General features: G+C 69.5%; 28 protein-coding genes and 1 tRNA gene. 12 read left to right on the forward strand and 17 right to left on the reverse strand.

Annotated features, from left to right (window positions below; all coding sequences use genetic code 11):
• Nucleotides 1-14: 14 nt before the first annotated feature.
• Nucleotides 15-90, forward strand: a tRNA-Lys gene (locus QFZ27_RS22190).
• Between the two features lie 408 nt (nucleotides 91-498).
• On the forward strand, nucleotides 499-2,295 hold the full coding sequence (locus QFZ27_RS22195; protein WP_429228621.1) for a calcium-binding protein: 1,797 nt from the start codon (nucleotides 499-501) through the stop codon (nucleotides 2,293-2,295).
• Nucleotides 2,296-2,354: 59 nt separating this feature from the next.
• On the opposite strand, the gene QFZ27_RS22200 is transcribed toward QFZ27_RS22195, so the two are convergent.
• The 10 genes from QFZ27_RS22200 to QFZ27_RS22245 all read right to left on the reverse strand — a co-directional run bounded on the left by QFZ27_RS22200 (nucleotide 2,355) and on the right by QFZ27_RS22245 (nucleotide 10,746).
• Nucleotides 2,355-2,648, reverse strand: coding sequence for a hypothetical protein (locus tag QFZ27_RS22200; protein ID WP_429228622.1), 294 nt, complete (start codon nucleotides 2,646-2,648; stop codon nucleotides 2,355-2,357).
• A gap of 71 nt (nucleotides 2,649-2,719) precedes the next feature.
• The gene (locus tag QFZ27_RS22205) at nucleotides 2,720-3,166 is read right to left on the reverse strand and encodes a hypothetical protein (protein ID WP_429228623.1); all 447 of its coding nucleotides are present in this window, start codon (nucleotides 3,164-3,166) and stop codon (nucleotides 2,720-2,722) included.
• 112 nt (nucleotides 3,167-3,278) lie between these two features.
• On the reverse strand, nucleotides 3,279-3,794 hold the full coding sequence (locus tag QFZ27_RS22210; protein WP_429228624.1) for a DUF1643 domain-containing protein: 516 nt from the start codon (nucleotides 3,792-3,794) through the stop codon (nucleotides 3,279-3,281).
• Nucleotides 3,795-3,845: 51 nt separating this feature from the next.
• Entirely contained in the window at nucleotides 3,846-4,022 is a 177-nt protein-coding gene (locus QFZ27_RS22215) for a hypothetical protein (RefSeq protein WP_429228625.1), read from the reverse strand.
• A 179-nt stretch (nucleotides 4,023-4,201) separates the two neighbouring features.
• Nucleotides 4,202-4,789 carry a methyltransferase domain-containing protein gene (locus tag QFZ27_RS22220; protein WP_429228626.1) on the reverse strand — a complete coding sequence of 196 codons (588 nt, stop codon included), beginning with the start codon at nucleotides 4,787-4,789 and terminating at the stop codon, nucleotides 4,202-4,204.
• A gap of 53 nt (nucleotides 4,790-4,842) precedes the next feature.
• Complete coding sequence (locus tag QFZ27_RS22225) at nucleotides 4,843-6,732, reverse strand: autotransporter domain-containing protein (protein WP_429228627.1); 1,890 nt, start codon at nucleotides 6,730-6,732, stop codon at nucleotides 4,843-4,845.
• A 100-nt stretch (nucleotides 6,733-6,832) separates the two neighbouring features.
• Entirely contained in the window at nucleotides 6,833-8,158 is a 1,326-nt protein-coding gene (locus tag QFZ27_RS22230; protein ID WP_429228628.1) for a YbiU family protein, read from the reverse strand.
• 68 nt (nucleotides 8,159-8,226) lie between these two features.
• On the reverse strand, nucleotides 8,227-8,667 hold the full coding sequence (locus QFZ27_RS22235) for an SRPBCC family protein (RefSeq protein WP_429228629.1): 441 nt from the start codon (nucleotides 8,665-8,667) through the stop codon (nucleotides 8,227-8,229).
• 23 nt (nucleotides 8,668-8,690) lie between these two features.
• Nucleotides 8,691-9,521, reverse strand: a complete 831-nt coding sequence (locus tag QFZ27_RS22240) for a phosphoenolpyruvate hydrolase family protein (protein ID WP_429228630.1) — start codon at nucleotides 9,519-9,521, stop codon at nucleotides 8,691-8,693.
• A 16-nt stretch (nucleotides 9,522-9,537) separates the two neighbouring features.
• On the reverse strand, nucleotides 9,538-10,746 hold the full coding sequence (locus QFZ27_RS22245) for a Tm-1-like ATP-binding domain-containing protein (RefSeq protein WP_429228631.1): 1,209 nt from the start codon (nucleotides 10,744-10,746) through the stop codon (nucleotides 9,538-9,540).
• A 174-nt stretch (nucleotides 10,747-10,920) separates the two neighbouring features.
• Between QFZ27_RS22245 and QFZ27_RS22250 the strand changes: the two genes are divergently transcribed.
• From QFZ27_RS22250 to QFZ27_RS22270, 5 genes are all read left to right on the forward strand, one after another.
• A complete protein-coding gene (locus tag QFZ27_RS22250) occupies nucleotides 10,921-11,331 on the forward strand; it encodes a VOC family protein (protein WP_429228632.1) in 411 nt (136 codons plus the stop codon).
• Nucleotides 11,332-11,467: 136 nt separating this feature from the next.
• Nucleotides 11,468-12,322 (forward strand): formyltetrahydrofolate deformylase, encoded by an 855-nt coding sequence (gene purU / locus QFZ27_RS22255; protein WP_429228633.1) that lies wholly within the window; start codon nucleotides 11,468-11,470, stop codon nucleotides 12,320-12,322.
• A 230-nt stretch (nucleotides 12,323-12,552) separates the two neighbouring features.
• Nucleotides 12,553-14,958 carry a hypothetical protein gene (locus QFZ27_RS22260; protein ID WP_429228634.1) on the forward strand — a complete coding sequence of 802 codons (2,406 nt, stop codon included), beginning with the start codon at nucleotides 12,553-12,555 and terminating at the stop codon, nucleotides 14,956-14,958.
• Nucleotides 14,959-15,120: 162 nt separating this feature from the next.
• Nucleotides 15,121-16,203, forward strand: a complete 1,083-nt coding sequence (locus tag QFZ27_RS22265; protein WP_429228635.1) for a WD40/YVTN/BNR-like repeat-containing protein — start codon at nucleotides 15,121-15,123, stop codon at nucleotides 16,201-16,203.
• A gap of 21 nt (nucleotides 16,204-16,224) precedes the next feature.
• Nucleotides 16,225-16,506, forward strand: coding sequence for a MoaD/ThiS family protein (locus tag QFZ27_RS22270; RefSeq protein ID WP_429228636.1), 282 nt, complete (start codon nucleotides 16,225-16,227; stop codon nucleotides 16,504-16,506).
• On the opposite strand, the gene QFZ27_RS22275 is transcribed toward QFZ27_RS22270, so the two are convergent.
• From QFZ27_RS22275 to QFZ27_RS22290, 4 genes are all read right to left on the reverse strand, one after another.
• A complete protein-coding gene (locus tag QFZ27_RS22275) occupies nucleotides 16,493-17,686 on the reverse strand; it encodes an MFS transporter (protein ID WP_429228637.1) in 1,194 nt (397 codons plus the stop codon). The two genes, QFZ27_RS22270 and QFZ27_RS22275, sit on opposite strands and share 14 nt — an antisense overlap.
• A gap of 81 nt (nucleotides 17,687-17,767) precedes the next feature.
• Nucleotides 17,768-18,334, reverse strand: a complete 567-nt coding sequence (locus tag QFZ27_RS22280; protein ID WP_429228638.1) for a helix-turn-helix domain-containing protein — start codon at nucleotides 18,332-18,334, stop codon at nucleotides 17,768-17,770.
• Between the two features lie 160 nt (nucleotides 18,335-18,494).
• Entirely contained in the window at nucleotides 18,495-19,136 is a 642-nt protein-coding gene (locus QFZ27_RS22285) for an HD domain-containing protein (protein WP_429228639.1), read from the reverse strand.
• 10 nt (nucleotides 19,137-19,146) lie between these two features.
• Nucleotides 19,147-19,269 (reverse strand): hypothetical protein, encoded by a 123-nt coding sequence (locus tag QFZ27_RS22290; protein ID WP_429228640.1) that lies wholly within the window; start codon nucleotides 19,267-19,269, stop codon nucleotides 19,147-19,149.
• Nucleotides 19,270-19,455: 186 nt separating this feature from the next.
• Here QFZ27_RS22290 and QFZ27_RS22295 point away from each other — a divergent pair, with 186 nt between their 5' ends.
• A complete protein-coding gene (locus QFZ27_RS22295; RefSeq protein WP_429228641.1) occupies nucleotides 19,456-20,433 on the forward strand; it encodes a GlxA family transcriptional regulator in 978 nt (325 codons plus the stop codon).
• A 24-nt stretch (nucleotides 20,434-20,457) separates the two neighbouring features.
• Here the strand turns inward: QFZ27_RS22295 and QFZ27_RS22300 are convergent, their stop codons facing one another.
• Nucleotides 20,458-21,459: a glycine/sarcosine/betaine reductase selenoprotein B family protein gene (locus QFZ27_RS22300; protein WP_429228642.1), complete on the reverse strand. Its 1,002-nt coding sequence runs from the start codon at nucleotides 21,457-21,459 to the stop codon at nucleotides 20,458-20,460.
• Nucleotides 21,440-22,375, reverse strand: coding sequence for a LysR family transcriptional regulator (locus QFZ27_RS22305; protein ID WP_429228643.1), 936 nt, complete (start codon nucleotides 22,373-22,375; stop codon nucleotides 21,440-21,442). The genes QFZ27_RS22300 and QFZ27_RS22305 overlap by 20 nt, the downstream gene beginning before the upstream one ends.
• Nucleotides 22,376-22,472: 97 nt before the next feature.
• On the opposite strand from QFZ27_RS22305, the gene QFZ27_RS22310 reads away from it, so the two are divergent.
• From QFZ27_RS22310 to QFZ27_RS22320, 3 genes are all read left to right on the forward strand, one after another.
• Nucleotides 22,473-22,718, forward strand: coding sequence for a hypothetical protein (locus QFZ27_RS22310; protein ID WP_429228644.1), 246 nt, complete (start codon nucleotides 22,473-22,475; stop codon nucleotides 22,716-22,718).
• Between the two features lie 61 nt (nucleotides 22,719-22,779).
• Nucleotides 22,780-23,538 (forward strand): sulfite exporter TauE/SafE family protein, encoded by a 759-nt coding sequence (locus QFZ27_RS22315; RefSeq protein ID WP_429228645.1) that lies wholly within the window; start codon nucleotides 22,780-22,782, stop codon nucleotides 23,536-23,538.
• 64 nt (nucleotides 23,539-23,602) lie between these two features.
• Nucleotides 23,603-24,826, forward strand: a complete 1,224-nt coding sequence (locus QFZ27_RS22320) for an adenylate/guanylate cyclase domain-containing protein (RefSeq protein ID WP_429228646.1) — start codon at nucleotides 23,603-23,605, stop codon at nucleotides 24,824-24,826.
• On the opposite strand, the gene QFZ27_RS22325 is transcribed toward QFZ27_RS22320, so the two are convergent.
• Nucleotides 24,823-25,611 (reverse strand): metallophosphoesterase, encoded by a 789-nt coding sequence (locus QFZ27_RS22325; protein WP_429228647.1) that lies wholly within the window; start codon nucleotides 25,609-25,611, stop codon nucleotides 24,823-24,825. The genes QFZ27_RS22320 and QFZ27_RS22325 overlap by 4 nt on opposite strands.
• 217 nt (nucleotides 25,612-25,828) lie before the next feature.
• Between QFZ27_RS22325 and QFZ27_RS22330 the strand changes: the two genes are divergently transcribed.
• Nucleotides 25,829-26,134, forward strand: coding sequence for a hypothetical protein (locus QFZ27_RS22330; protein WP_429228648.1), 306 nt, complete (start codon nucleotides 25,829-25,831; stop codon nucleotides 26,132-26,134).
• The last annotated feature ends 123 nt before the right edge of the window (nucleotides 26,135-26,257 follow it).

The raw sequence follows: 26,257 nt of genomic DNA on the forward strand, positions 1-26,257 counted from the left end.
CGTCCCGAGCGAACGGGCGCATAGCTCAGTTGGTAGAGCAGCTGACTCTTAATCAGCGGGTCGTAGGTTCGAGCCCTACTGCGCCCACCAGTTCGCGAAGCGGGGCCACGAATTCAGGCGCCATCTCCATCCGGGGACGGCGCCTTTTCATTTTCCGTCGCCATGGCATCCGGCCCCGTCGCCCTTCCGCGCTGGTCCCGACGCCGGGAAGGTGGCACTGTTGCCGGGCGACCGGTCGTATCCAGCGAATTGCCTTCGCGGCATTGTCTCACATAAAATGATATGCGGACGCGTCCGGTTGACCTTTCTAGCTCACCGGTATGCAGTCGTCCGGCGACCACATTTGTCATCAAAGCAATAATGCCCAAGGAGATAATGATGTCCGATCTCACTGTCCTTGATCTGAGTTATCTTCCCTATGCCCCGGGCCAGCTGGGCGTTACCGTCAATTGGACCACGGATATTGTCAATGGCATGACATATCATTACCAGTATGTCTTGCCAATCGGATCCGAATACGACGCGGGCTATTATAATATTATTGCCACCAACGGCAACGACACGATCATCGCCGATTTCACTGGTCCGGACTCTGATCGATTTCTTGGCCTGGGCGGCGATGACCTCCTGCTCGGCGACAAGGGCACCGATTTCCTCGATGGCGGCGCCGACAACGACCATCTCCAGGGCGGCGCCGACAGCGACACGCTGCTCGGCGGCATTGGCGACGACCATCTCCAGGGCGGCGCTGACAACGACACACTGTTCGACGGCGATGGCGATGACCTGCTCGACGGCGGCCACGGTGCCGACACGCTGATCGGCGGTGCCGGGATCGACACCGCCACCTACAGCGTCTCTGTGGCGACGGCCGGAGTGACGGTCAGCCTCTACGCCGGCACGGGAAGCGGCGGCGACGCGCAGGGTGACTGGCTCAGCGGCGTGGAGAACCTCATGGGTTCCTCCTACGCCGACACCCTGTCGGGCGACGCCGGCGCAAACGCGCTGTCGGGGGGCGACGGTGCCGACATCCTGAACGGTGGAGCCGGGGCCGACAAGCTGGACGGGGGCGTCGGCACCGATCGGGCCGAGTATGCGGGATCCCAGAGCGGAGTGACCGTCAACATCGCCAGCAACGTCAACACCGGCGGCAGCGCCGCAGGCGACGTGCTGACCGGGATCGAGAACCTCGGCGGGTCGGCCTTCAACGACATCCTGACCGGCAATGGCGGCAACAATTCGCTGTGGGGACATGACGGCAACGACGTGCTTGCCGGAGCTGCCGGCAACGATGTGCTCAATGGCGAGGCCGGCGCCGACACGCTGCAGGGCGGCGACGGTGACGACACGTTGGTCGGCGGCGTCGGAGCCGATGTGTTGAATGGCAGTGCCGGGAACGATACGGCGAGCTATTCGGCCGCCGCGGCCGCGGTCGTGCTGAGCCTGGCGTCCGGCGGCACGGGCGGCGAAGCGGCAGGGGACAGCTTTATCGGCGTCGAGAATGCCATCGGCTCGGCGTTCGGCGATCTCATCCTCGGCGACGCCGGCACCAATTCGCTGTCGGGCATGGCCGGGGCGGACCGTCTGTACGGCGGCCTCGGAAACGATACGATGAACGGGGGTGGCGGTGACGATTCCCTCTACGGCGAAGGCGGATCCGACACCCTGGACGGCGGCGACGGCAACGACGCCCTCGTCGGTGGGATCGGGGCGGACGTGCTGGTCGGCGGCGCCGGCATGGACGTCGTCAACTACGCGTCCTCGACTGCGGGGGTGACGGTCAATCTCACCACCGGCGCGGGCAGCGGCGGCGAAGCGGCCGGGGACAGCTACAGCGGCGTCGAGAATGCGCTCGGGTCGGCCCAGTCCGACACGATCACCGGCAACTCCGGCGCCAACGCCTTCTGGGGCTTGGATGGAAACGACGTGCTGGTCGGGGCTGGCGGGGCCGATATCCTGAAGGGCGGCACCGGATCCGACATCTTCGTCTACAAGGCCCTCGGCGACAGCACCGTGGCCGTGGCCGGGCGCGACACCATCTACGACTTCTCGCATGGCGAGGCCGACCGGATCGACCTGGGGGCCATCGACGCCGACAGCAATGCCGGGAATGGCGACTCCAGCTTCACCTACCTCGGCGGGGGCGCCTTCACCGGCGCCGGCCACGAGCTGCGGGTGGCGATCAGCGGCGGGTTGCAGGTCGTGCAGGCCGATCTGAATGGCGACAAGGTGGCGGACATGTCGATCGTGGTCGTCAGCGCGACCACCTTGCAGGCCGGCGATTTCGTGCTGTGACAGGTTGGGCGCCCGCGCGCGGCCTTGTTGCGGCGGGGCGTCCTTCTATCCACTGACCGTCACTCCCCCCGCGCGATCCGCTCCAGCATCCCCCGGAACCGTTCGGTTTCTTCGACCGTCAGCGGCCGGGCGGCGAGCGGGCCGGAATAGATTTCGGCGCGGCGGTCGTGCGGCAGGCTCAGGGAGCGCCAGCTGGAGGCGGCACCGGCGGCCATCCGGCGCGACAGGAAGCTGCAGCCGCGGCGGAAGAAATCGGCCTCCCAGTCGTCGAAGGGCTGGTCCAGCCGCTCCAGGTAGCGGGCGGCCCATTCGGCGACATCGGCGGGCGGCTCGCGGCGCTGGCCTCCGATCATGTGCTCCACCTCCGAATCCGGCGCTTCTTGAGCGCGATGGCCGGTTCGGTGCGGGCATAGGACAGAATGCGTTATTCCTTCGTGAATTCCTGACGCGCGGCGCGGCCGAGCCCCAGCGCCACCTCGATCCGCTGCAGCCGGGTCAGGGTCGAGGCCATGCCGGCGCAGAGCAGCCACAGCACCAGCCCGGAGATCGCGGCGCCGGCGCCCATGGTCCAGGCCTCGACCCGCAGCTGCCGGCTCAAGCCCGGCCCGTCGCCGATCATGTCGGCCAATTGGGCGATGCGGGCGTCCGGCATGCCCAGCATGTCGGTCGGCCGGTCGGGGATTAGGGCGGAGACCTGGCCGAGCAGGTCGGCGGTGCCGAACAGCCGGCGGGCGAGGATAGCGCCGCTCAGCAACCCGGCGACGAACAGGAGGACGCCGAGAGCATGGAGCACGACCGCGAGGCCGGGCATGCGCTCGCGGTCCGGGTCGCGGCTGGACAGCGGGCGTCGGTCCCTGGTGGCCTGGAGCATGCATCCCCCTCGCGATCCGGGAGGGGCGGCGGTCAGGCCCGACGGGACCCTCGGATCGGGCCGATCTTAAAGCGCAGCATCGGCAGTGGCGAGGGGCGCGGCGGCCCAAGTTTCAGATGACGGCGGGCACCGGCGCCGGCTGCACGGCGTAGCCGACATAGAGCGGGTGCTTGGGCGAGCCGTCGGAGGTGATGGCCAGGGCATGCGGCACTGCCCCGGCCTCCTCGGCCAGCATCCGCAGCAGCGCCCGGCCCCAGCCGGGACGCACGGCGTCGCAATGCCGGCCCCAGCCGCAGACCACCAGCGCCGCGGCCCGGGCGGCCTGGACGATCGCCTCCGGATTGCCGGGGCCGACCGGGTCGGGCTCGGCGTAGAGCGCCTTCGGGTCGGTCGAGCGCAGGGCGAAGGCGTTGGTGACGATCAGCCCGCCATAGCCCATCGCCCGGGCCCGGCGCTCGCAGCGCTCGACCGTCGGGTCGTTCTTGACCTCGTCGGCGGTGGACGGGTTCAGCAGCAGGAAATTGGCCGGCGGCACCGACGGGTCCCAGCGCCGCCACAGCAGGGTGCGATAGCGGCCGCAGTCGCTGAAGACGGCGCCGCGGTCGGTGAACAGGTCGGGCTGGGCCATGCCGGTCTCCGGTCGGGATCGGCCGTTCTTAGCCCAGCCATCCGGCGGCGTCTAATCATGCGGGCCGAGGGCGCGCAGCTGCGCCTCCGCCCGGTCGAGGCCGAGCGACAGCAGCGCCGCGATCTCGTCCTCGCGCAGGCCACACTCCAGGGCGCGCCAGCGCAGCTCGCAGCGCCGCACCGCCTCCTCGAGATCGGACTGGGATCGGATGTCCCGGATCGGACGCATCGGGCGGACAGCTCCTCGGATGTCGGGGCGGGCAGGGGCTCGGATTCGGCACAGCGAATCCATGGGTATCGTCGCGGCGGGTCTCGCGGCCATCTTTGGGGTCTCGCTGGGATGGTTGTTCGTGTTTTGTTCTAGACAAAAACGGCGCCTGAGTCGAGTCCGAGGATGCGCCGGCCGTCCTAAACCGGGTCGCGCTCGACCAGGGTGAACAGCAGCTTGGGCCTGTAGGGAACAACCCGGACGCGCTTGAAGCCGGCATGGCGCAGCAGGGCCACGAGCTCCGCCGCGTTCAGCGCGTTGACCCAGCCGAGCGACCAGCGGTCGCGGCCGATGTTGCGGTCCAGCGGATGGTAGCTCAGCAGGGCGCGGGGCACCGCCGCCCGCAGGCCGCGCAGGAAGCGCGGCACGTCGTAGACGTATTCCAGCATGCCCAGGGCGAAGGCCATGTCGGCCTCGATCTCCGGGAACGGCTCCCGGTTCAGGTCGCAGACCACTGTCCGCGCGTCGCGGCGGACGCAGTCGAGCGGCAGATAGGTGCAGCCCTCCGGCAGCATCCCCTCCAGCGCCATGGCGCCGCAGCCGATGTCCAGCACCCGAGTGCCGGGGCGGGCATGGATCGCGGCGGCCCGGGCCCGCTCGGCCCAGGAGTCGAGCTTGCCGACATCCTCACGCGACCAGCGGTCGATCAGCGTCGTCCGCTGCTTCGCCGCCGCGATCGTGGCGCGGCGGCGCTCCTCCGGATCATTGTCTCCGGCCCAATCCGACATCGGCCCGTCCCCTCGTGGGTTGGCCCCTTCCGGCCACGAGGCTAGCCCGATTCTCAGAAGCGCACAGCGAGGCGTCCGGTCACGGCGTAGTCGTCGCCGCCGTCGCGGCCCAGCGTGGTCTCACCGCCGAGCTGTGCCGTCACCGCCGGGATCAGCCGGACCGCGACGCCGCCGGCCAATCGGCCATAAGCGCCGCCGGACGCCTCGACCTCCTGGACGCGGCCGACATCCGGGACGGTGACCAGCGCGGTCTCGATCGATCGGTCGCTCCCCAGCAGGTCGCCCTCGACCGACAGCTCCAGATGCGGCGTGATTGCGGCGTTGCCGGCTTCGAACCGGGCGGCGGCGGCGATCCCGGCGCTGCCGGTCAGCGCCTCCGCCGTCTGCCCTTCGACGGCCATGTCCAGGCCGGGCGCGCCGGATTCGGAGTAGCGGTCGATCTCGACCCGCGAATAGCGCAGGCCGAGCACCGGGCCGAAGGTGAAGGCGTCGACGGCGAAGCGGTAGCCGGCCCGGCCGAAGACGCTGAGGCTGTTGCCGTCCGGATCGGCCTCGGCACGCAGCTGCGGCACATAGGTCCGGCGCTCCAGCTCGTAGCTGTCGAAGCCCCAGGCGACGCCGGCGCCGCCGAACAGCGCGCCGTCATCATAGCCGGCCACGGCGCCGATGCGGACCGAGCTGTAATCGACACTGCCCCAGCCCCGGTCGAGATCGGCGTCGCCGGTGTCGTAGGCGGCGACGAGGCCGAGCGTGACCCGGTCCACCGGCCGCACGGTGACGCCGCCGGTGATCGAGGTGACGCCGTAATCGAAGCCGGTGGCACCGCGGTCGAAGCCTTGGCTGCCGAAGGCGCGCTGCAGGGTCAGGAAGCCGTCGACCGGGCGGTCCGCCGGGGCCGGCGGGCCGGCCAGCATCGGGCCGCCTTCGCCGTCGGTCGCGTCGCCGACCCGGCGCAGGAAATTGTCGCTGGCCAGGAGGGCGAGGCCCGCCTGGGCGCCGATCGTGGTGGGGGCGGTCAGCGTGTCGGCGGCGTATTCCGCCAGGAGCTGGTGGCCCAGCGCGGTCGGGTGGACGCTGTCCCAGAACAGCCGGCCCTCCGGGTCGCGGCAGACCGATCCGGGCGTGACGTAGGAGGGCAGGGCGGTGGCGCTGGCGACACAGGCCTGGGTGACGTTGCCGAAGCCGAAGCGGGCCGGGTCGGCCAACACGGTCTTCATCCCGGTGGCGAAGTCGGCCACGACGATCTGCACGCCCAGCTCGCGGCCCAGCGCGCCCATCTGCCGGTTCAGCGCCTCGGCATGGCCCGCGGACAGGGCGCTGGCCAGCCCCTGGCCCAGCGTGCCCCGATAGGCCGGGGTCGAGCCGAGATCCGGCACGTTCGGCACCAGGATCGTCTTCGCCCCGGCCGCCGCCAGGCGGCGGATGTCGGAATCGATGTTGCCGACGGTGCGCGCCACCTCGGCCTGCACTCCGGCCGGCGAGGGCATGCCGCCGAGCCAGGCGAAATAGTCGTTGGCGCCGCCATACAGCACCACCAGGTCATGGGCGCCGAAGCGGCCGCCGGAGCCGGTGTAGCCGTCGATCTGGTCGCGGATGCCGGGCAGGGTGAGGCCGCCGGGTGCCAGCAGCGGGTTGGCGATGTTGCCGCTGTCGGTCTCGGCGCCGCCGACGGCGAGGTTGCGGCCGGGGTCGGCGTCGAGGCCCAGCAGGCCGGGCAGGCGCTCGGCATAGGTCGGGCCGTTCGAGAAGCGGGCGTCGAAATAGGGTGGCGATACCGGGAAGCGCAGCGGGAAGGCCGGGTTCTGCGCCGTGATCAGGCCGGGAATCCGGCCGCGGTCGCTGAGGCTGTCACCGAACACCGAGACGGAGGAGAACGGCTCCTCGGCCTGCGCCGCGGCCGGAACCAGCACGGCCAGCAGCGCCATCGTCCTGCAAGATTTCATCAGCAATCCCCCCGGATCGGTCGAACGAATCCCCGATTAGGACAGGAATGCTACACGCTGATGAAGATCAGGCGAGAAACAAGAAATTGCCGATTGGCGATCAGCCGCCGGCCGCGGCGGCCTCGCGGATCAGGGCGGCGCGGGCGGGGGACAGGCCCTCCGTCGGCCAGGATTCCAGCCCGAGCTGGCGGCGGCCGAGATCGGTCAGGTCGGCTTCGGTGCCGCGGCCGCGATAGGCCTTCTCGCGATGTTCGGGCGAGAAGTCGGGCGGGGTCTCGCCGGCCAGGAAGCGGGCGCGCTGCCGGGCCGCGTATTCGGCATTTTTGGCGCAGAGCGGGCCGGCGCCGATGAACATCACATTGGAATAGTCGGTGCCGCGATGCTCGTCGCCGACGGCATGGATGCAGTCCGGGTGCCACCAGACGGTATCGCCCGGCTCGGCAGTAGGGATCGAGACCTGGGCGTCGATCAGCGGCTGGTGCCATTGCGGCAGGATCGCCTGCGCCTTGCCGCGGGCGGCGCCGCAGATCAGGTCCTCGGGCACGTCGTCCAGCAGCGGCCGCAGCAGCAGATAGGCGATCGAATGCTGGATCATCGGCACCACCTGCAGCGTGCCGTCGGTCTTGCCCTGGCGGGTCAGCGCCAGCCAGCCCTGATAGGACCGAAAGAAGGTGCTGGTGTTGGGGGCCGGGAACTCACGCGCCTCGACCCGGAACTCGCCGTCGAACGGGTCGTGCCGGTCCCAGTCGCCGCTGAAGATGTTGCGGTACACGCGGCGATAGCCCGGGTCGAGCCAGCGCTCGATCGAGCCGCCATCCATATGCGGCGACAGGCCCAGCGTGGTGTCGCCCGGCTGCCGGCGGCGCACCCGGTCGGCATAGGTGACCTCGCGGTCGGGGTCGAAGAACATCCGGCTGGCCGTTGCCTCGTCGCCGCTGTCGCAGAAGCGCCAGAGCCGGTTCATGAAGCGCCGCGTCGCCGCCATGTTCGGGTGCTGCCGGGCCTCGACCTGCGGCCGCGACCAGTAGATGGCGAAGATCTGCGGCGTCTTGGCGCTCAACCCGCCGAAATACTTCTGCAGGTTGCCGTCGTCCTTCTGGCTGGCGTAGCCGTTGTCGTCGATGTACTCGGCGACCGCGTCGTTCCAGCGGATGATCTGGTCGCGATCGACCGTGCCGCGGATCAGGGCGGCACCGCGGCGACGGATCTCGGCCACAGTCCCGGCGGTGACGGTGTTCCCGACGACGTCGGCGAAGCGGACCACCGGGACCGGCGACCGGCCCTGGGCGTCGATCTCGCGGATGGCGTCGGCCTCGCGCCGCACCGCATCCTCGAGCCGCCGCCAGACCCCGGAGACGTCGCCGATCGCGCTGCGCAGTTCCCGCTTCACCGCGCGGATCTGCACGGTATCGTCGATCTCGGTCATGGCCTGCACCTGGTTCCGATCGGGGCGCACCCTGCGCCGGGCGCGCCCCGGCGTAAAGACGCGGCGCCTCAGCCGCCGAAGCGCTTCTTGAGGGAGTCGAAGCCGGTCTGGAACACGTCCTGGCCGATCAGCTTGCGCATCGCCGCCTCATTCTCGGCCGCGACGTCGAACTCGGCGGTCCATTCGGCGAAGCTGCGGTTGCCGTCGGTGACCGGCAGCAGGCGCAGCGTGGCGACGTAGTTCTCGACCGGCATCGGCGAGGCGAGGATCGAATAGGTGACGCTGTGCTCGGCATCCGAGAGGGTCAGCAGCTTCTCGCGGATGGTGCCACCGCCGCCGGCCAGCTCCATGCTGCGGATACAGCCGATGCGGTCGGGGTTGCCGCCGTCCTCGACCTTGCTGCTGGCGATGGCCGGATGCCAGCCGGGCAGATCGTTGAAGTCCCGGATCGCCTGCCACAGGGTGTCGACCGGGGCGTTGATCACGCTGCTGGTGGTCACTCGGATCATGCTCGCTTCTCCTGGTTGGTACGTCAGAACGAGACCTGCTTGAAGGCGCGGGTCTGGGCGGTGAGGGCCTGTTCGGTGGGCAGCCGCTCCATCGAGCTGGCGCCGTAGAAGCCGTGGCAGTGGCGGCAGCGCTGCAGGACATAGGCGGCGTCCTCCGGCATCGCGATCGGCCCGCCATGGCACAGCACGATGATGTCCGGCCGCACCGCCAAAGCCGCCGCGGCCCAGTCGTCGACCAGGGCGACGCAGTCGTCCAGCGTCCTGGCGGTCTCGGCACCGATCGAGCCGCCGGTGGTCAGGCCCATATGCGGCACGATGATGTCGGCCCCGGCTTGTGCCATCGCCACGGCCTCCTGCGCCGAGAAAACATAGGGCGTGGTCAGGAGGTCGAGGGCATGGGCGCGGGCGATCATCTCGACCTCGAGCCCGTAGCCCATGCCGGTCTCCTCCAGGTTCTGGCGGAAGGTGCCGTCGATCAGCCCGACGGTCGGGAAGTTCTGCACCCCGGCGAAGCCCATGGCCTTGAGCCCGGCCAGGAAGTGGTCGGTCAGCAGGAACGGGTCGGTGCCGTTGACCCCGGCGATGACCGGTGTGTTCTTCACCACCGGCAGCACCTCGCGCGCCATCTCGACCACGATCTCGTTGGCGTTGCCATAGGCGAGGAGGCCGGCCAGCGAGCCGCGGCCGGCCATGCGGTAGCGGCCGGAGTTGTAGATCACGATCAGGTCGATGCCGCCGGCCTCCTCGCATTTGGCGGACAGGCCAGTGCCGGCGCCGCCGCCGACGATCGGCTCGCGGCGCTCGACCATGCCGCGGAACTTGGCCAGAAGGTCGGCGCGGGCGAAACGGGTCATTCCGGGATCCTTAGCGTCAGTGATGGGCGATGGCGCGGAACTCGCGCACCAGCGCGGCGGCGAATTCCGGGTCGTTGATCGCATGGGGCAGGCGGACCAGCCGGCGGTTCGGGGTCTGCCGCACCGTCGCCTCCAGCGCCTGGAACAGGGCCTCGTCGGCGGCGGGATCGTGGAACGGCTGGCCCGGCGCGTCGATCAGCGAGACGCCGCCCTCCGGGATCAGGAGGCGGACCGGCCCGTCCATCCGGTTCAGCTTGGCGCCGATCCAGCGGCCCATCTCGACATTCTCCTCCACCGTCGTCCGCATCAGCGTCACCTGCGGGTTGTGGACGTAGAGATTCCGCTTCAGATAGCGCTCCGGCACCGTCTCCATCGCCCCGAAATTCACCATGTCGAGTGCGCCGCAGGAGGTGACGTAGGGCACACGGGTGCGGATGATGCTGTCGAAGCGGTCCTCGCCGCAGGGGAACACGCCGCCGAACAGCAGGTCGCAGACCTCGGTGGTGGTGATGTCGATGACGCCGCCGATCAGGCCGGATTCGACCAGCTTCTCCATCGATTTCCCGCCGGTGCCGGTGGCGTGGAACACTAGGCAGTCGTACTCCCCCTCCAGCGCCCGGCTGACCTGCTCGACGCAGGGGGTGGTGACGCCGAACATGGTCAGGCCGATCGCCGGCTTGTCGGCGTCGCTCTTCGGCGCCGGATGCGCCACCATCCCGGCCAGCGCGTGGGCGGCGTTGCCCAGCACGGCACGGGAGATGCGGTTGATCCCGGAGACGTCGGTGACCGAATACAGCATCATGATGTCGGCCGGCCCGACATAGGGCGCGACATTGCCCGAGGCGACGGTCGAGACCATGACCTTCGGCACCCCGACCGGCAGGTCGCGCAGCGCCGGGGTGATCAGCGCCGTGCCGCCGGACCCGCCCAGGCCGATGACGCCGCCGACATCCGACCGGCTGGCCAGGAAGCCCCGCAGCGCCTGGGCCATCGCCGCCACCGCCCGGCCGCGATCGTCGCTGAACACGGCCTCCGGCCCGTCCGGATGGTGGCGCGCCACCTCCCGGGCCGACACGTCGGGACGGGGCACATCGGCCCCGATCTCACCGGGCCGAGTGCCGACATCGACCAGCACGGCCTCGACGCCGCGGGCTTCGATCAGCGCCTGGACATGGGCCAGTTCGCGGCCCTTGGTGTCGCAGGTCCCGATGACATAGGCCTTCATGGCGCATCCTTCCCTGAGGGTCGCCGGCGTCGACGCGCCGATTCTTGCCTTCGGTTGTCGCGCCGCGGCCCCCCTCGGCGCAAGGGGTCGCGGGATCAAGCGACGCGGTTCCGGCTTCTTTTGTCCGACAACCCGGGTCTATGCTGCGGCAACGAGCCAGCCGGGAGAATGCCCATGACCAGCCTGACACGCCTGGACCACGTCAACATCTGGACCGCCGACCAGAAGCGGCTGATCCGCTTCTACCGCGACGCGCTGGGCCTGGAAGCCGGGCCGCGGCCGGACTTTCCGTTCCCGGGCGCCTGGCTCTATCTCGGCGACCAGGCGGTGGTGCATCTGGTCGAGGTGAAGGAGCACCTGCATCCGGAGCAGGTGCAGCTGTCGCATTTCGCCTTCCAGAGCAACGGCAATCTCGACGATTTCCTGGCCCATCTGAAGGGCCTGGGTATCGAGACCAAGCTGGGCAGCCCGCCGCGCAGCGGGCTGGTGCAGGTGAATTTCCACGACCCGGACGGCAACCATGTCCATGTCGACTTCAAGGACGGGACCACGCCCGACCTGGTGCCGTACCGGGAAACCGCCTAGCCAAGTCGGGGCCGCGTCGGCTCCAGGCATCCGGCCGTCGCAATCAAGCCGCAGGCGACGGCCGCTGCCGTGTTAGGTGTCGACTATTGCTTCACGGCCGGCCCGCCGGCCCTTCAGCGAGACGACGCGGCACCCCATGGCGAAACGGCTGATCCTCAAGCTCTCCTGCACCGACGTCCCGGGCATCGTCGCCCGGATCTCGGATTTCGTGTTCCGCTCCGGCCTCAACATCCTTGAAAGCGCGCAGTTCTTCGACCGCGACACCGGCCGCTTCTTCATGCGCGTGGTGGTCGAGGCGGTGGAGGGCGCTGCCGACATCGATACCCTGCGCGAGGGCTTCGCGCCGATCGGCGCCGATTACGGCATGGATTGGGAACTGCACGACGCCGACCGCAAGATCCGCGCCCTGGTCATGGTGTCGAAGTTCGACCATTGCCTGAACGACATCCTGTACCGGGTGCAGATCGGGTCGCTGCCGATCGAGATCCCGGCCGTGGTGTCGAACCATCGCGACAGCTATCAGCGGGTCGCCGCCGCGGGCATCCCGTTCCATTACCTGCCGGTGACCCGGGACAACAAGGCGCAGCAGGAGCGGCGGCTGCTGGAGATGGTGGACGAGGAGAAGATCGACCTCGTCGTCCTGGCCCGCTACATGCAGGTGCTGTCCTCCGACCTGTGCCGGAAGATGGAGGGGCGGGTGATCAACATCCACCACTCCTTCCTGCCCAGCTTCAAGGGCGCCAAGCCGTATCACCAGGCCCATGCCCGCGGCGTCAAGCTGATCGGCGCCACCTCGCATTACGTCACCGACGACCTGGACGAGGGCCCGATCATCGACCAGGACGTGCTCCGGGTCGACCACACCGCCTCGGCCGACGAATGGGTCGGCATCGGCCGCGACGTCGAGAGCGTGGTGTTGGCCCGTGCGCTCAAATACCACTCCGAGCACCGGGTGCTGCTAAACGGCGCCAAGACGGTGGTGTTCCGCTGAGATCGGGAAGGGCGCCGGCGGGCTGAAGCAGCCGCCGGCGTCTTGCGGGACATCGTCGCCCTGAGATTCCTCAAATAATAGTCCCTATCTGGCGCTTGCCCGGGCATGCATAAGCCTGATCGGGCAATATCAAGGCCGCATTGGGAAACGACCTGATGCCTTGACTATCAAAGTCTCCGATGTCGACGCGGCATTACGCCGGATCGTGCTGCAGACAAGGAGACGTTCTCATGAGCGATACGGGCATCACCAATGTTTTGGGCCCCGAGACCGAAGCCGAGTCTTCGGCAAATCCGGCGCGCAGGCAGGCGCTGGTGGATGAGATCAACAGGACGCTCCCCCTGCGCCCGCCGCCCATGAGCGCCAAGGCGCGCGGCAAGCTGCCAGCCACGGATCTCGAGTACGGAGGGGTCGAGCTTCCGACGAACCTCACCGCCTGGCTGCAGGCGGTCACGCAGGTCGACCCGCAGCTCCTGGTTCGCTACGCACGAGATCCCGATGCGGTGATCGAGGCCGCCAAGGCAGCGGCGAGAGACGCCATCGTACCCCCGACCAAGCCGGCCGGCCTGAACCGGCTCTGGAAGGGTACGACGATGTACACCGACCTGATCTCGTCTCAAGACTTCAGAGACCAGCTTCGCCGCCTCGAATTCGACGGCAGCGGCGATGATCTCGCCCCCGATCCGCAGAACGTGCTGAGCACGATGCGCGATGTCTTCGCACAGATGCGGGCCATGGTGGGAGATCTGGGCGACGACACGGATCCGGACCTCGTCTTCGCAAAGAAGCAGGTCACCGATCAGCTGGATCAGGTCGTTTCCGACCTTGGCACGATCGCCTATGACCGGACGCCTCGCGAGCGCCTTGGCGTCATCGCCGGGACGGTCGCATCGTTCGCGCTGATCCCGCTGCCCTTCGTCTACTCGAACGAAACACGACCCGCGAGCTGGCTTTATACCGGCGCCTTGGGCGGTGCCTACGCCCGGACGGTCACCCAGATGACCGGCCTGCTGCTCAACCCTGCACTGAACGCCCGGCTCTGGAAGAACAACTTCCGGGATCGTCATCTCATCTGGTTCCTTCCGGCGGTCTTCTACGCCATTCAGGCCTTCATCAAGGCCTATGCCGACGAGCATCCCGAGAACACGGCCATCCAGGGGCCGGCCGAATCGGCGATCGAGGTCAATGAGAGCAAATGGTTCCCCGCCATCGTGGCGACGGCCGAGTTCGCCCTGTTCATGGCATCCAATTTCCCCGATCAATACCAGAGGATGAAGGACTGGGCCTGGCGCAAGACCGCCGGAGAGAAGGGCCGGGACGACCCCGAGACACTGGACTTCGTCCGGCGCTGGCTGGCCAACGATGCCGTCCGCATGGCGAATCTCAACAGCGGCGGCGTAACCGTACCCGCTGACGACACGGACACGCCCGGGCTGATCCGCGATCACTACAAATTCGCCAGCGGCCTCTGGTCGGTGATCCGGACAGCCCGTGACCGATACGAGGAAGGCGGCCGGATCGGCGATGCGGAGAGCCAGTTGCTCGATCAGGTGGGGTCGGGCATCCAGAGGATCGGCGAATTGCTCGATCCCCTGATCAAGAACGTCATGGCCCAGGTCGAGCTCATCACGAAGGAGGAACAGAGGGCAAAGAAGATCGCCGCTCCCGGCCTGCTGGGTGCGGCGGCCCTGATCGGCACGCTGAACTCCCTGGGCGCCATCCGCATCCCGGCGCTGCTGTCTGACTATATCCCTTACTACGTGACGGCATTTCTGGTCGAACTGGCACGGCTGCGCGACAATTCGATGAACGTCGAATCCGCAATCCGGACCTTTGGCAGCTATCTCGGGGGATCACTCGTCGGCACGATCCCATCCGGAATCAACCTGGCCTTCGAGTTTGCCTTTCATGAAGGTGCGTTCGATCTGGTGACGACGGAGCGTCCCGAGGGGCTGCCCGCAGACGCGAAGTTCACGCACACCACGCCCAGCATGCTCATCACGGAGCACCCGGACCTCCATATCGCGGACGGCAAGGTCAATTTCGCCCTTTATACGGCCTATCAGATGCTGACCTACCTCCTGATCAGCGGTCGCATGGGCGAGGCTGTTTCAGCCTCCACCTTGTGGCTCATGCGCGGCACCGCACGCGGCAAGGCGGCGGTGCCGCCGGCAGGCCAGGACAATGCCAGCGGTGGATTCGAGCTGCCGGAGGGCTTCGACGAGAGATATATGGACCGCCTCGAAAGCGCCCTTGCAAAATTCAAGGCTCGCTTCGACGAAGAAGTGACGCGACTCGAGGGTGAGGAGACCGCGCGGATCGAGGAAATTGTGGATGAAGACGAGCCGGAGGATATGGGCGCGCTTTCGGGCGACGAGTCCCTGGCCATGACGCGAACGCGGCCACGTCGCGAAGAGGAGGCAAGTTCTTCTGCCACGCCGCTGAAGCCCGAGGACGTGCCACCGAAGTTCGAGGAAGAGCGGCGCATCGATCCGGAGGAACCTGCCGTCGCTGGTACATCGACGCAAAAGCCGACGGAGGAAGAGCCTGCCGTGGAGCAATGGCAGAAAGAAGCCGTGGCCGGCGTCGATTGGGCCGAAGGCCAGGAGGAAGAAGAGCGGAAGTCCCGGGAGTAGGGCGATGGGGTGTTGAGGTGGGCTGCTCTCTTGAGTTCCGCGGCCGGTCCCGCGTCCCGGTTTGACAGCGGCCTTGCTCTGCCATAACTTAACTGAAAAGTTAAATATGGGATCCGCCGGACCAAACCAACAATCGGGCCGGTGAGGCGAGGGAGAGGCAGCATGGCAAACCGGATCCTGGTCCTGGTCGGGACCAAGAAGGGCGCGTTCATCGCCGAGAGCGACCCGGCACGGCGGTCGTGGCGGCTGCGCGGGCCGTTCTGCGAGACCTGGCCGATCAACCATGTCGTCGCAGATCCGGCCTCGGGCACGATCTACGGCGCCGGCGGCAATGAATGGTTCGGCCCGGCGGTCTGGAAATCGACCGATCTCGGTGAGAGCTGGACCCATTCCAGCGAAGGTCTGGCCTATGCCGAGGGGCAGGAGCCGATCAAGGCGGTGTGGAGCCTGGGCGTGCGTAACGGGCGGGTCTATGCCGGCGTGCAGCCGGCCGGCCTGTTCCACAGCGACGACGCCGGCCAATCCTGGACCCATGTCGACGGGTTGCAGCGCCATCCGACCCGGCCGGAATGGAGCCCGGGCGGGGCCGGGCTGATCCTGCATTCGCTGGTGCTGCACCCGGACGACCCGGACAAGATCTGGGTCGGCATCTCCGCCGCCGGGGTGTTCCACACCGCCGATGGCGGCGCGACCTGGGAGACCCGCAACCGCGGCACCCGCGCCGATTTCATGCCCGAGGGCCAGCGCTATCCGGAGTTCGGACAATGCGTGCACTGCCTGGTGATGGCGCCGGGCACGGCCGAGCGGCTGTACCAGCAGAATCACTGCGGCATGTACCGCAGCGACGATGGCGGCCGGCGCTGGGACAGCATCGAGGCGGGGCTGCCCTCCAGCTTCGGCTTCCCGGCCGCGGCCCATCCGCGCGACGCCGACACGCTGTTCCTGCTGCCGCTGAACGGCGACATCAAGGGCCGCTTCGTGCCGGACGGCAGGGCCGCGGTGTGGCGCACCCGCGATGGCGGCGCCAGCTGGCAGGACCTGCGCCGCGGGCTGCCGCAGGAGAATGCCTATTTCGGCGTGCTGCGCCAGGCCATGGCGACCGACCGGCTTGATCCCGCCGGGGTGTATTTCGGCACCTCGGGCGGCGCCCTGTTCGCCAGCGCCGACGAGGGCGACAGCTGGGACTGCATCGCCCAGCATCTGCCTTCGATCCTGTCGGTCGAAACCCTGGTGATCGACCGCTGAGCCATGGCCGAGCCGAGGACAATGCCGGACGAGGCGTCGGCCGTGCTGGTGCGGCTTCCGACGGTGCTGACCATCCTGTTCCCGGGCGCGCCGCCGCGGGTGGAACTGCGCGCCGGCACGGTGGCCGAGGCGATCGACGGGCTGAATGAACGCTGGCCGGGGATGGGCGACCGCATCCGCGACTCCAGCCCGGCGATCCGGCGCCACATCAACATCTTCGTGGATGGCCGGCGCGCCAGGCTGGAGACGCCGCTGGCGCCGGGGGCTGAGATGTTCGTGCTGACCGCGATCAGCGGCGGCTGACCGCCGCCACGCCGTCATGGCCGCGTTGCGCCAAAGCGAGCAGCAGCAGGCACAGCGCCGAGGCGACCAGGCCGGCGCCGGCCGCGGCCGGCCAGCCCCAATGGCTCGCCGCGGCGGCCAGCAGCGGCGGTCCCAGCAGCGACCCGGAGGCGCCGCCTTGGGCCAGAAGGCCGTTCGCGGTCGCCATGTCGCCGCCGGGGCCGACCGTGTCGGGCAGGCGGGCGAAGACCACGGCCGGCACGGTGCCGGAGATGGCATTCAGTAGCATCGCCGCCACCGCCGGCCAGAACCAGGTCCCGCCCAAGGGCGTGAACACGGCGAACAGCAGCAGCGCCGGCACGACGACGCCGAAGGCCATGAAGCCACCGAGCGGACGGTCCCGCCGCATCCACCAGGCCGCGGCCAGCCCGCCCAGCACCGCGGCGAAGGCGGCCGCGCCGGTGATCAGCCCGGCCATCGAGGCCGAGACGCCGCGCTGGCTGGTGAAATAGGCCGGCATCACCGCCAGCAGCCCGACCTCGAACACCGTGTAGCAGGCGAAGCCCACGGCCATCAGCCAGGCCCCGACCGGCGCCCGGAGCGGATGGGCGCCGCCTTTCGCGGCCCGGCGCGGCGCGGCCTCCGGCGGTGTCGGCAGGTGCCAGGCCGGCAGCAGCAGCAGGGCGGTCAGGCCGGCGCTGCCCAGCAGCACCCAGCGCCAGGGCGCGGCCTCGACCCCCAGCCCGGCGAGGATGCTGCCGACGGCGAAGCCGACCGGGAAGAAGGTGCTCCACAGCGCCAGGGCGGTGGCCCGCTGCGCCGGGGTGGCGACGGCGATGGTCAGGGTCGGGGCGGCGACCGCCACGGCGAGATAGGCCGCGGCCTCGACGATCCGCCACAGGAACAGACCGGCCACGGCCGAGGTCGCGGCCATGCCGGCGGCGGCGATGGCCATCAGCATCAGCCCGGCCAGCAGGGCGCGACGGGCGCCGACGCGGCTGATCACCACCCCGGCAAACAGCCCCAGCGTGGCGCCGCCGATCTCGAGCAGCGACACCAGCAGCGCCGCGACGGTGAGGTCGAGGCCGAGGTCGTGCTGCATCGGCGGCAGCAGCGCCGACAGCTTGCCGAGCTGCGCCGCGGCGGCCACGCCGGCGGCGTAGATCACCAGGATCGCGGCCCAGGATCCGCGGGACGACATGATCACTCCGTGTTCAGGACGAGGCGATCGTAGCGAGGAGCAGGGGAGGGTGGCTGAATAAGAAATTCAGACGGCCGGAGATCAGGCGATGGTCTCGGCCAGCCGAACGAAGGCGCCGTCGGACAGCTGCAGCCGGGTCCAGCGCATGCGGCCCTGGCGGATAGGGACGATCGGCGAGCCGTTGGCCCCGGTGTCGAGCTCAACCGCCGGCGGCTCGGGCTCGAACCAGCCATCGTCGGTCAGGGCGGCCTCGGCAGCCTGGATCTCCGGCGTGGCGAAGCGCCACAGCGAGACGCCCAGCAGCTCCGGTGTGCGGAAGTCCCAGTCCCGGCTGCGCCCGCGCGAGGCGGCCAGCAGCCGGTGAGTCAGGTCGCAGACCAGATGGGCGCTGGCGGAGGACTCCGTGACCAGCCGGGCCAGGGCATGGTCGCCCGCGCTGTCGAGCCGGGCGCTCATCAGCTTGCGCAGGCGAGCCTGCTCGTCGGCATCTGGGACCAGCGTGCCGGCCTCCCAGCGCGACACCATCGCCTGCGATACGTGCAGCAATTCGGCGGCGTGGGCCTGCTTGACCCGCCGCAGCGCGCGCCACAGCCGCAACGACCGGCCGAGGCCGTCGGCGGCGCAGATGCTGTATCCCGAGGCGGTCATAATGAGCCAAAGATGGCCCGTCCGGGCCGGGCTGTCCAGGGTTGGGCTTGAGAGCCTTCCCCACACTGTCATGCCCGGGCTTGACCCGGGCATCCAGAGAGCGTCGACATCCTCTGGATTGCCGGGTCAAGCCCGGCAATGACAGGAAGGGGGAGAAACCTCAGCTCTCCCAGTCCGAGTTCAGGATCACCTCGGTGAAGTCGACCCGCTTGTAGGTCGGGTCCATCCGGGCCAGCACGTCGGCCTTCACATTGCCGAAGGTCGTGTCCGGCTTGCGGATGGTGCCGTGGGCGAAGGCCTCGATGATGCCGTGCTTGAAGTCATCGCCGCGCGGATGGGCGTGCACCACCTGGCGCCGCTGCTCCTGGGTGAAGTCGTGGAAGGCGAGGCCCAGCACGTCCATCTCCACCCCGGCCGTCACCAGCGCCACCACCGGATGCTTGTGCTCCGGGATGCCGGGCGTGGTGTGCAGGGCGATCGAATCCCACACCAGGTCGATGTCGGCGGCGGGAATGCCGTGCCGCTTCAGGAAGTCGCGCGCGGCGTTGGCGCCGTCGACCTCGAAGCGCAGATCGGGGCTCGAATAGGCGTCGACCAGCCCCATGTCGTGGAACATCGCCCCGGCGTACAGCAGCTCGGGATCGAACTTCAGGCCCTTGCGCTGCCCGGTCAGGGCGCCGAACAGATAGACCCGGGTCGAGTGGTGGAACAGCAGGTCGCTCTCGGTGTCGCGCACCAGTTCGGTGATCTCCCGGGCGATGGCGCTGTCGGGGATACGGATGCCGGCGATGGAGTCGGTCATGGTGCTCTCCTCAGTCGAAGCTGCGGGCGGCGATCGGATCGCTGGCGGGGAAGGTTTCCTCCAGCGCCTCGTCCAGCCAGTGGTCCTGCCGGTCGGGGGCCGGCGTGGCGGGGGTGTCGTGGGTCTCGGTCATGGTCCGGCCCTTTCTGCTTCGGGATGTCGGCCCGGCGGTCGCCGCCGACCCCTCCTAAGTGCGTCCGGCCGGCTGTCCGTCTCAACGCCGCCGGGGCGGCGCTTCCGGACAAGCGCACGCGGAAATCGGACATTGCGGCCGGGCGGCGGCCGTGGGATCGGTCGATGACGGTTTGAGGGGAACGGAATGCCGGTGCGGACGGTCGCGATCGCCATCTTTCCGGGGGTGCAGGCGCTGGATGTGGCCGGGCCGGTCGACGTCTTCGCCGAGGCCAACGGCTTCATTGCCGCCGGCGACCGCTACGAGACCCTGCTGGTCGCGGCCGACACCGCGCCTTTGCGTGCCTCGAACGGCATGCAGATGGTCGCCGACCGCAGCTTTGGCGACGCCACGGAGCCGTTCTCGATGGTGCTGGTCGCGGGCGGCCCCGGACTGCCGATGGCGGCGCCCGACCCGGTGCTGTCCGGCTGGCTGGCGGCGGCCGCGCCGCAGGCGGAGCTGCACGGGTCGATCTGCACCGGCGCCTTCGCCTTCGGCCATGCCGGGCTGCTGGACGGCCATCGCGTGACCACGCATTGGCAGAACGCACAGCACCTGGCCGAGTTGTTCCCGCGCGCCCGGGTCGAGCACGATCGGATCCATCTGCGCGACGGGGCACTGGTGACCTCGGCCGGAGTCACCGCCGGCATCGACCTGGCCCTGGCGCTGGTGGCGGAGCATCACGGCGCCCGGGTGGCGCTGGCGGTGGCGAAGCGGCTGGTGGTGGTGGCGCAGCGCCAGGGCGGCCAGTCGCAGTTCAGCCCGTTCCTGACCGCTCCGGCCGACCCCGACTCGCCGATCGCCAAGGTGCAGGCGCATGTCATGCAGCACATCGGCGCGAGCGTCTCGGTCGAGGACCTGGCCGCGGTGGCGGGGATGAGCGGCCGCAACCTGGCGCGGCTGTTCGTGCAGGAGACCGGGGTGACGCCGCATGAATTCGTGGAGCGCGCCCGGGTCGACGCCGCCCGCAACCTGCTGGAGGGCAGCGACCGTGCCCTGAAGGCCGTGGCCTATGATTGCGGCTTCGGCAGCCCCGACCGGATGCGCATCGTCTTCGCCAGGCGCCTCGGCGTCACGCCCGCCCAGTATCGCGTCAGCTTCCGGGTGCAGGGTGGGACGGACTAAGGAGCGAGGGCGCTATCGCGCGACTCAATCCGAATTGCGGACAGCCTGCGCGACCGTCTTCTGCCGGTCGAAATCCGCCCGGCGCTGCCGGATTTCCTCGGCCGAAAGGCGGTCGATGTTGCAGTAGTCGAGCTTCCAGTCGGGGTCGGAACTCCAGACCAGCGGGGACTGGACGGTGGTGCGCGGCGCGGGGGCCTGTTCCAGCAGCGTCAAGGCCAGATCGAGCGTGAGGATCTGCGACTCCCCATCCCGTGGTCTCCCGGCAGCGTTGCCGAGCGGAAAGTCCGAGAACAGGAAGCGCGGCACCCCCACATGCTCGACGATGTCCTTGGCGCAGCCCATGACGATCGTGGAAATGTGGCTCTCCTCCAGCATCCGGGCGGCAAGGCTGACGCTTTGATGGCAGACGGGGCAGTTCGGAACCAGGATCGCCGCGTCGACGGCATCCGCCTGGCAACGGGCAACGATCTCCGGGCAATCGACCTCGAGCGTCACGCGGTGGCTGCGATTGGTGGGCAGGCCGTGGAAGCGAGGCGCGATGGCACCGATCCGGCCCGACGCCTCCATGCGGCGCAGCGCCGCCAGCGGAAAATAGGTCGCGGGGTCTTCGGCCGTCGTGTGCCTGCGATCGATGGCGACGTGCGAGATCCGCAGGTCGGGGTCCTCCGCCGTGCTGCCTGAATAGACGGAGTAGAATTTGCACGCCGCGTTGTAGGCGGCCCCAGGCCCCTGATCGCCCTTGCCGGGCTGGTACGGCGCGGCCGTAGTGACGATGGCCAGCCGGCATTGCGACAGCGGCTTGTCCAGGGGATGGAACGGCACGCCTGCGTAATGCGCCCATTCATAGGGCGCGCCGTAGCCCAGGGCCTGATAGTAGGTCCGAATCCTCTGCAGATAGGGAATCGGCGCATCCTCGGCGGGCGCAAATCCGAATGGTCGTTCTCCGGCCATCGAGGGCATTCCCATTCCTGTGTCGAGCGGGCACGCGATCGGCGCGGCGCCCAGTCTACGATCCGGCTGTGCCATCCTCCATCCCCTCATGGCCGAACTCGCGCCCCGCCCAACGTTCGGCGAGGAAGTCGGCGAACAGGCGGATCTTCGGCGACAGCAGCCGGCTGGGCAGGAACAGCGCCTGGACCGGTGCCGACGGCCGCTCATAGCCGGTCAGCACCGGCATCAGCCGGCCGGCGGCCACCAGGTCGGCGACCTGCCAGGACGGGGCGCGGATAAGGCCGGTGCCGGCCAGGGCGGCGGCAACCGTTGCGTCCAGGTCGTTGGCGCGGATCCGCGCCGTGACCGGCACCGTCACCCGCCCCGACGCGGTCTGGAACGGCCAGGACACCGGGCCGGGCGAAGCGGCGAAGACCAGGCAGTCATGCCCGGCCAGGTCCTCGGGAACAGCCGGCTCGCCGCGGCGGACGAGGTAGTCGGGTGCGGCGCAGACCCGCATGCGGATGCCGCCGAGTCGGCGGAGGATCAGGCTCGAATCCGGCTGCCGGCCGATGCGGATGGCGAGGTCGATGCCATCCTCCACAAGATCGACCGGGCGGTCGGTCAATGTCAGGTCGATGGCGAGGCCGCGGTGGCCGGCCAGGAACTCCGGCAGCAGCGGCGCCAGCTTCAGCCGGCCGATCAGCGTCGGCGCGGCGACATGCAGCCGGCCGGCCGGCTCGGACTGATGCGCGGTCAGCGCCTGCTCCGCCTCCTCGACCTCGCCCAGGATGCGGCGGGCCTGGTCGTGGTACAGGCGCCCGGCCTCGGTCAGGGCCAGCCGCCGCGTGGTGCGGATCACCAGCCGGGTGCCCAGGCGCTCCTCCAGCGCCGCGAGCTGGCGGCTGACCGAGGTCAGCGACAGTCCGAGCCCCCGCGCCGCCGCCGACAGGCTGCCGGCCTCGGCCACCTCGACGAAGACGGCCATCGCCTCGAAACGGTCCATAAGCATCCTTGCGGTTTCCGGAAGGATGAAATCCGGACAGGCAGGATACTCCCGGATTTTGCTCTGGCATATCGTTCACGCGATTCGTCGATGGAGCCCCGCGATGCCCACTCTGTCTCATCTCCTCGACCCGGCCGTAGCCCCGCGCCGGGTGGTGACCGCGAAGGACGATCGCTCCTCTCTGGCCTGCGTCTGCGGCGTGTCCGCGGCCGGCCTGGCGCTCGGCCTGGTCACGGCGCTCGGTCCCTCGGGGGCCGACATGGCGGTCGCGACGGCGCTGGTCGCGGCGTTCGCCGGCGCCGGGGCGGTCGGCCTCGGCATCGGCCTGGCCGCGGTGCTGTGGCGCTGAATTGCTCTCGGCGCAATCCGGTGATTGAGCGGGACGGGTCGGACCGGCCAAGGTCGCGCTGATGCCGACCGACCCCATCCTCCTCGCGGTGCTGCTGGGCACCATCTTCGTGATCGCCTTCACCAAGGGCGGCTTCGGCGGCGGCTTCGCCATCCTCGGCATCCCGGCGCTGTCCTTCGTCATGCCGGCGGTGGATGCGGCGGCGGTGATCGCGCCGCTGGTGCTGCTGATGGACGTGTTCACCGTCTGGGCCTTCCCGCCGCGGACCTGGAGCCGGCCGAACCTGCGGGTCCTGGTGCTGCCGCTGCTGTGCGGCATCGCCCTGGGCGGGCTGACCTTCGCCCTGGTCGACCCGGCCTGGGTGACGCTGCTGATCGCGCTGGTCACCCTGGTCTTCGCTCTGCGCTGGTTCGTCCGCCGCCGGGTGGAGCAGCCACGGGCCGCCCCCTCCGGCCGGCGGGCGGCGCTGTGGGGCACGCTGACCGGCTACACCACCTTCGTCGCCCACTCCGGCGGCCCGCCGCTGGCGATCTACCTGCTGCCGCAGCGGCTGGACAAGACCGTGTTCGCCGGCACCTCGGCGATCGTGTTCATGCTCTGCAACATCGTCAAGCAGGTGCCCTACCTCTATCTCGGCGTGCTGGAGCCGCGGAACCTCGCCGCCATCGCCGCCGCGGCGCCGGTGGTGCCGGTCGGGGTCTGGATCGGCCGTCGCTTCCACGACCGGATCGACGAGGTGCGGCTGTACCTCTGGTGCCATCTGCTGCTGGTGGCGATCGGGCTGAAGCTGCTGGTCGACGGCGTGCTGGGCGTGACCTGACGCCATCGCCTCGGCGCTGCGCCGGCCTTCCGGTTGGTGTAAAGCTTCCGGTCGAGGAGAACCAATGGACGAATCCAAGCTTACCGCGCTGTCCGCCTGGATCATCGAGGCGGGGTTGATCGGCCTGTCGGAGACCGAGCTGCTGGCCGGGTTCTGCGCCCGGGCCGTGTTCGCCGGGCTGCCGATCGCCAGCGGTTTGCTGGTGATCGACACGCTGCATCCGATCCATGAGGGCAATGCCGTGCGCTGGCGCCGCGGCGAGGACCAGGCCAGCTTCACCGGCTATGGCCGCACCACCGCGGGCGAGCGCGAGGAGAAGTGGCTGGCCAGCCCGTTCTTCCACCTGATCGACACCGGCGAGGAGTGGATGCGCCGGCGGGTGACGGCGGAGAGCTGCGCCGAGTTCCCGGCGGTGGCCACGGCGCGGGAGGAGGGGATGACCGACTATCTCGGCGTCCTGAACCGCTTCGAGCCCGAGGGCGCGATCGCCGATTGGGACGGGCTGTTCTCGGCCTGGACCACGGACCAGCCCGGCGGCTTCAGCGACGAGGAGATCGCCGGGCTGCTCAAGGTCCTGCCCGCCCTGGCGATGGCGATCAAGGCGGCCACCCTGGCGCGGATGGCCTCGACGTTGCTGGAGACCTATCTCGGCCGCGACGCTTGCGACTCCGTCTGGTCCGGACGGATCGCCCGCGGCGTCGCCGACCGGATCGATGCGGTGCTGTGGTTCAGCGACCTGCGCGGGTACACCCGGATCACCGACAACGCGCCGCCGGAACAGATCATCCCGCTGCTCAACGACTACGCCGATGCCGTGATCTCGGCGGTGCAGGCGGCGGGCGGCGACGTGCTGAAGCTGATCGGCGACGGCGTGCTGGCGATCTTCCGGCCGGAGAATGGCGCGGCCGAGGGCCGCGCCCGCGCCTGCCGCTCGGCGCTGGCGGCGGTGCGCGGCGCCCAGGCGACGATCGCGGCGTTGAACCCGCAGCGCCAAGCGGCCGGCCAGCCGGTGACCGAGATCTACGCCGGGCTGCATATCGGCGAGGTGTTCTTCGGCAATATCGGCAGCGTCCACCGGCTCGACTTCACCGTGGTCGGCCCGGCGGTGAACGAGACCAGCCGGATCGCCGAGATGTGCCGGTCGGCGGACCAGTCGCTGCTGGTCTCCTCCGCCTTCGCCGCGGCGGCGGGCGGAGCCGAGGCCGGGCTGGTCTGCGTCGGCCGCTACGCCCTGCGCGGGGTGCGCATGCCGCAGGAGCTGTTCACGCTCGAGCCTGACCCGGCCTAGAGCCGCCAGACCCTCAAGCCCCGCATCCGGTCGCCATGGATCAGCACCGCCGACAGGCAGCCGGTGGCGAAGGCGCCGGTGTCGACGTCGATGCGATGCGGGTGGTCCAGGTCCAGCCGGTCGGCCGGGGTGTGGCCGTGGATCACCGCGACGCCCTCGGGAAAGGGGCCGGGCCAGTCCAGGAACGGGTCGCGGATCCACAGCATGGTGCGGCGGTCCTGCTGCGCCAGCGGGCGCTGCGGGTCGATCCCGGCATGGACGAAGACTAGGTCGCCGATCCGATGAGTGACCGGGCAGCCGCGCAGCCAGCCCAGCAGCTCGGGTCCGATCGCCGCCCGCACCCGGGCGCGCCAGTCGCCGTCGAGATCGGTGACGCCGCATTCGGCCAGCACCCGCTCGCCGCCATAGCTCAGCCAGAACTGCAGGGTGGCGTGGTCGGTGGCGCCGTCCAGCAGCGCCAGCATGCGGTCGTCGTGATTGCCCAGCAGGGTGATCGTCTCGGCGCCCGCGACGCCCTGTCGCGCCAAAGCCAGGGCGCGCAGATTCTCCGGGCCGCGGTCGACCAGGTCACCGAGATGGATCAGGGTGCAGCCGGTGCCGCCGGGCAGGGCCGCGAACTCCGCCGCCACCAGCCGGTGCATCGCTTCCAGGAGGTCGGCCTGGCCGTGCACGTCGCCGATCGCGGCGACCGCCCGGTCCGGCGGCAGCGGCCGGATCGCCGGGCGCCAGGGATCGCGGCGCGGGTCGAGGTGGCGCGGCAGTCGGTCGAAATCCTCCGGCTTCATGGCGTTGCGCCTCGGTTCGATCGAATCACGACGGCCATCATAACAATGGTCTGCCGGGGTTGCAGGATGCTGTTCAGCTCTTAGGTAAGTCGTGCGGACGGCCGAAATCGCACCACCCCGAGTGTGGGAGGTCCCGCGACGCGCCGCGGCATCCGGCCCGGCGCGACCCGATCGACAGGCTGCCCCGAGGGGCGGCTCCATCGACAGGAGCAACGCGATGAAGCTCAACACCGCACTGGTCGACCGGACGGTGACCCGGTTCGGGGCCCAGGCCCTGCCCGACAACCATCCGGCGATGTCCCAGCTCAGCACCATGTTCGGCGAGCACACCTTCCTCCTCGACGGCGACGGCCTCTACATCCTCGAGGCGGTCGAGATCCCTCCGGCCGGGGCTCCGGCGGGGCAGGTGATCAAGCTGGCCAGCTGGGCGGATGCCGAGCGGACCACGCTTGCGCCGCACGAGCCCGAACCGACCGATGTCGTCATCGAGCTCGGGCCGATCGATCCCGACAAGGACGCCTGAGGCGAACCGGGCGGCCGGGCAGAGGTCCGGCCGCCCGTGTCCTTCACGGCTCGCATCGGCGCGAATCTGTCAGGATCGTCGTCCCATGGTCGGAATCCCGGCCGTCATCTCCACCGGAAGGAC

It is taken from the genome of Inquilinus ginsengisoli, from assembly GCF_050434925.1.
Taxonomy (GTDB): domain Bacteria; phylum Pseudomonadota; class Alphaproteobacteria; order DSM-16000; family Inquilinaceae; genus Inquilinus; species Inquilinus ginsengisoli_B.

Coding starts and splice junctions, on each gene's coding strand:
- QFZ27_RS22200 (WP_429228622.1), bottom strand. CDS start 2,648: ATGATCGGAGGCCAGCGCCGCGAGCCGCCCGCCGATGTCGCCGAATGG.
- QFZ27_RS22205 (WP_429228623.1), bottom strand. CDS start 3,166: ATGCTCCAGGCCACCAGGGACCGACGCCCGCTGTCCAGCCGCGACCCG.
- QFZ27_RS22210 (WP_429228624.1), bottom strand. CDS start 3,794: ATGGCCCAGCCCGACCTGTTCACCGACCGCGGCGCCGTCTTCAGCGAC.
- QFZ27_RS22215 (WP_429228625.1), bottom strand. CDS start 4,022: ATGCGTCCGATCCGGGACATCCGATCCCAGTCCGATCTCGAGGAGGCG.
- QFZ27_RS22220 (WP_429228626.1), bottom strand. CDS start 4,789: ATGTCGGATTGGGCCGGAGACAATGATCCGGAGGAGCGCCGCCGCGCC.
- QFZ27_RS22225 (WP_429228627.1), bottom strand. CDS start 6,732: ATGAAATCTTGCAGGACGATGGCGCTGCTGGCCGTGCTGGTTCCGGCC.
- QFZ27_RS22230 (WP_429228628.1), bottom strand. CDS start 8,158: ATGACCGAGATCGACGATACCGTGCAGATCCGCGCGGTGAAGCGGGAA.
- QFZ27_RS22235 (WP_429228629.1), bottom strand. CDS start 8,667: ATGATCCGAGTGACCACCAGCAGCGTGATCAACGCCCCGGTCGACACC.
- QFZ27_RS22240 (WP_429228630.1), bottom strand. CDS start 9,521: ATGACCCGTTTCGCCCGCGCCGACCTTCTGGCCAAGTTCCGCGGCATG.
- QFZ27_RS22245 (WP_429228631.1), bottom strand. CDS start 10,746: ATGAAGGCCTATGTCATCGGGACCTGCGACACCAAGGGCCGCGAACTG.
- QFZ27_RS22250 (WP_429228632.1), top strand. CDS start 10,921: ATGACCAGCCTGACACGCCTGGACCACGTCAACATCTGGACCGCCGAC.
- purU (WP_429228633.1), top strand. CDS start 11,468: ATGGCGAAACGGCTGATCCTCAAGCTCTCCTGCACCGACGTCCCGGGC.
- QFZ27_RS22260 (WP_429228634.1), top strand. CDS start 12,553: ATGAGCGATACGGGCATCACCAATGTTTTGGGCCCCGAGACCGAAGCC.
- QFZ27_RS22265 (WP_429228635.1), top strand. CDS start 15,121: ATGGCAAACCGGATCCTGGTCCTGGTCGGGACCAAGAAGGGCGCGTTC.
- QFZ27_RS22270 (WP_429228636.1), top strand. CDS start 16,225: ATGCCGGACGAGGCGTCGGCCGTGCTGGTGCGGCTTCCGACGGTGCTG.
- QFZ27_RS22275 (WP_429228637.1), bottom strand. CDS start 17,686: ATGTCGTCCCGCGGATCCTGGGCCGCGATCCTGGTGATCTACGCCGCC.
- QFZ27_RS22280 (WP_429228638.1), bottom strand. CDS start 18,334: ATGACCGCCTCGGGATACAGCATCTGCGCCGCCGACGGCCTCGGCCGG.
- QFZ27_RS22285 (WP_429228639.1), bottom strand. CDS start 19,136: ATGACCGACTCCATCGCCGGCATCCGTATCCCCGACAGCGCCATCGCC.
- QFZ27_RS22290 (WP_429228640.1), bottom strand. CDS start 19,269: ATGACCGAGACCCACGACACCCCCGCCACGCCGGCCCCCGACCGGCAG.
- QFZ27_RS22295 (WP_429228641.1), top strand. CDS start 19,456: ATGCCGGTGCGGACGGTCGCGATCGCCATCTTTCCGGGGGTGCAGGCG.
- QFZ27_RS22300 (WP_429228642.1), bottom strand. CDS start 21,459: ATGGCACAGCCGGATCGTAGACTGGGCGCCGCGCCGATCGCGTGCCCG.
- QFZ27_RS22305 (WP_429228643.1), bottom strand. CDS start 22,375: ATGCTTATGGACCGTTTCGAGGCGATGGCCGTCTTCGTCGAGGTGGCC.
- QFZ27_RS22310 (WP_429228644.1), top strand. CDS start 22,473: ATGCCCACTCTGTCTCATCTCCTCGACCCGGCCGTAGCCCCGCGCCGG.
- QFZ27_RS22315 (WP_429228645.1), top strand. CDS start 22,780: ATGCCGACCGACCCCATCCTCCTCGCGGTGCTGCTGGGCACCATCTTC.
- QFZ27_RS22320 (WP_429228646.1), top strand. CDS start 23,603: ATGGACGAATCCAAGCTTACCGCGCTGTCCGCCTGGATCATCGAGGCG.
- QFZ27_RS22325 (WP_429228647.1), bottom strand. CDS start 25,611: ATGAAGCCGGAGGATTTCGACCGACTGCCGCGCCACCTCGACCCGCGC.
- QFZ27_RS22330 (WP_429228648.1), top strand. CDS start 25,829: ATGAAGCTCAACACCGCACTGGTCGACCGGACGGTGACCCGGTTCGGG.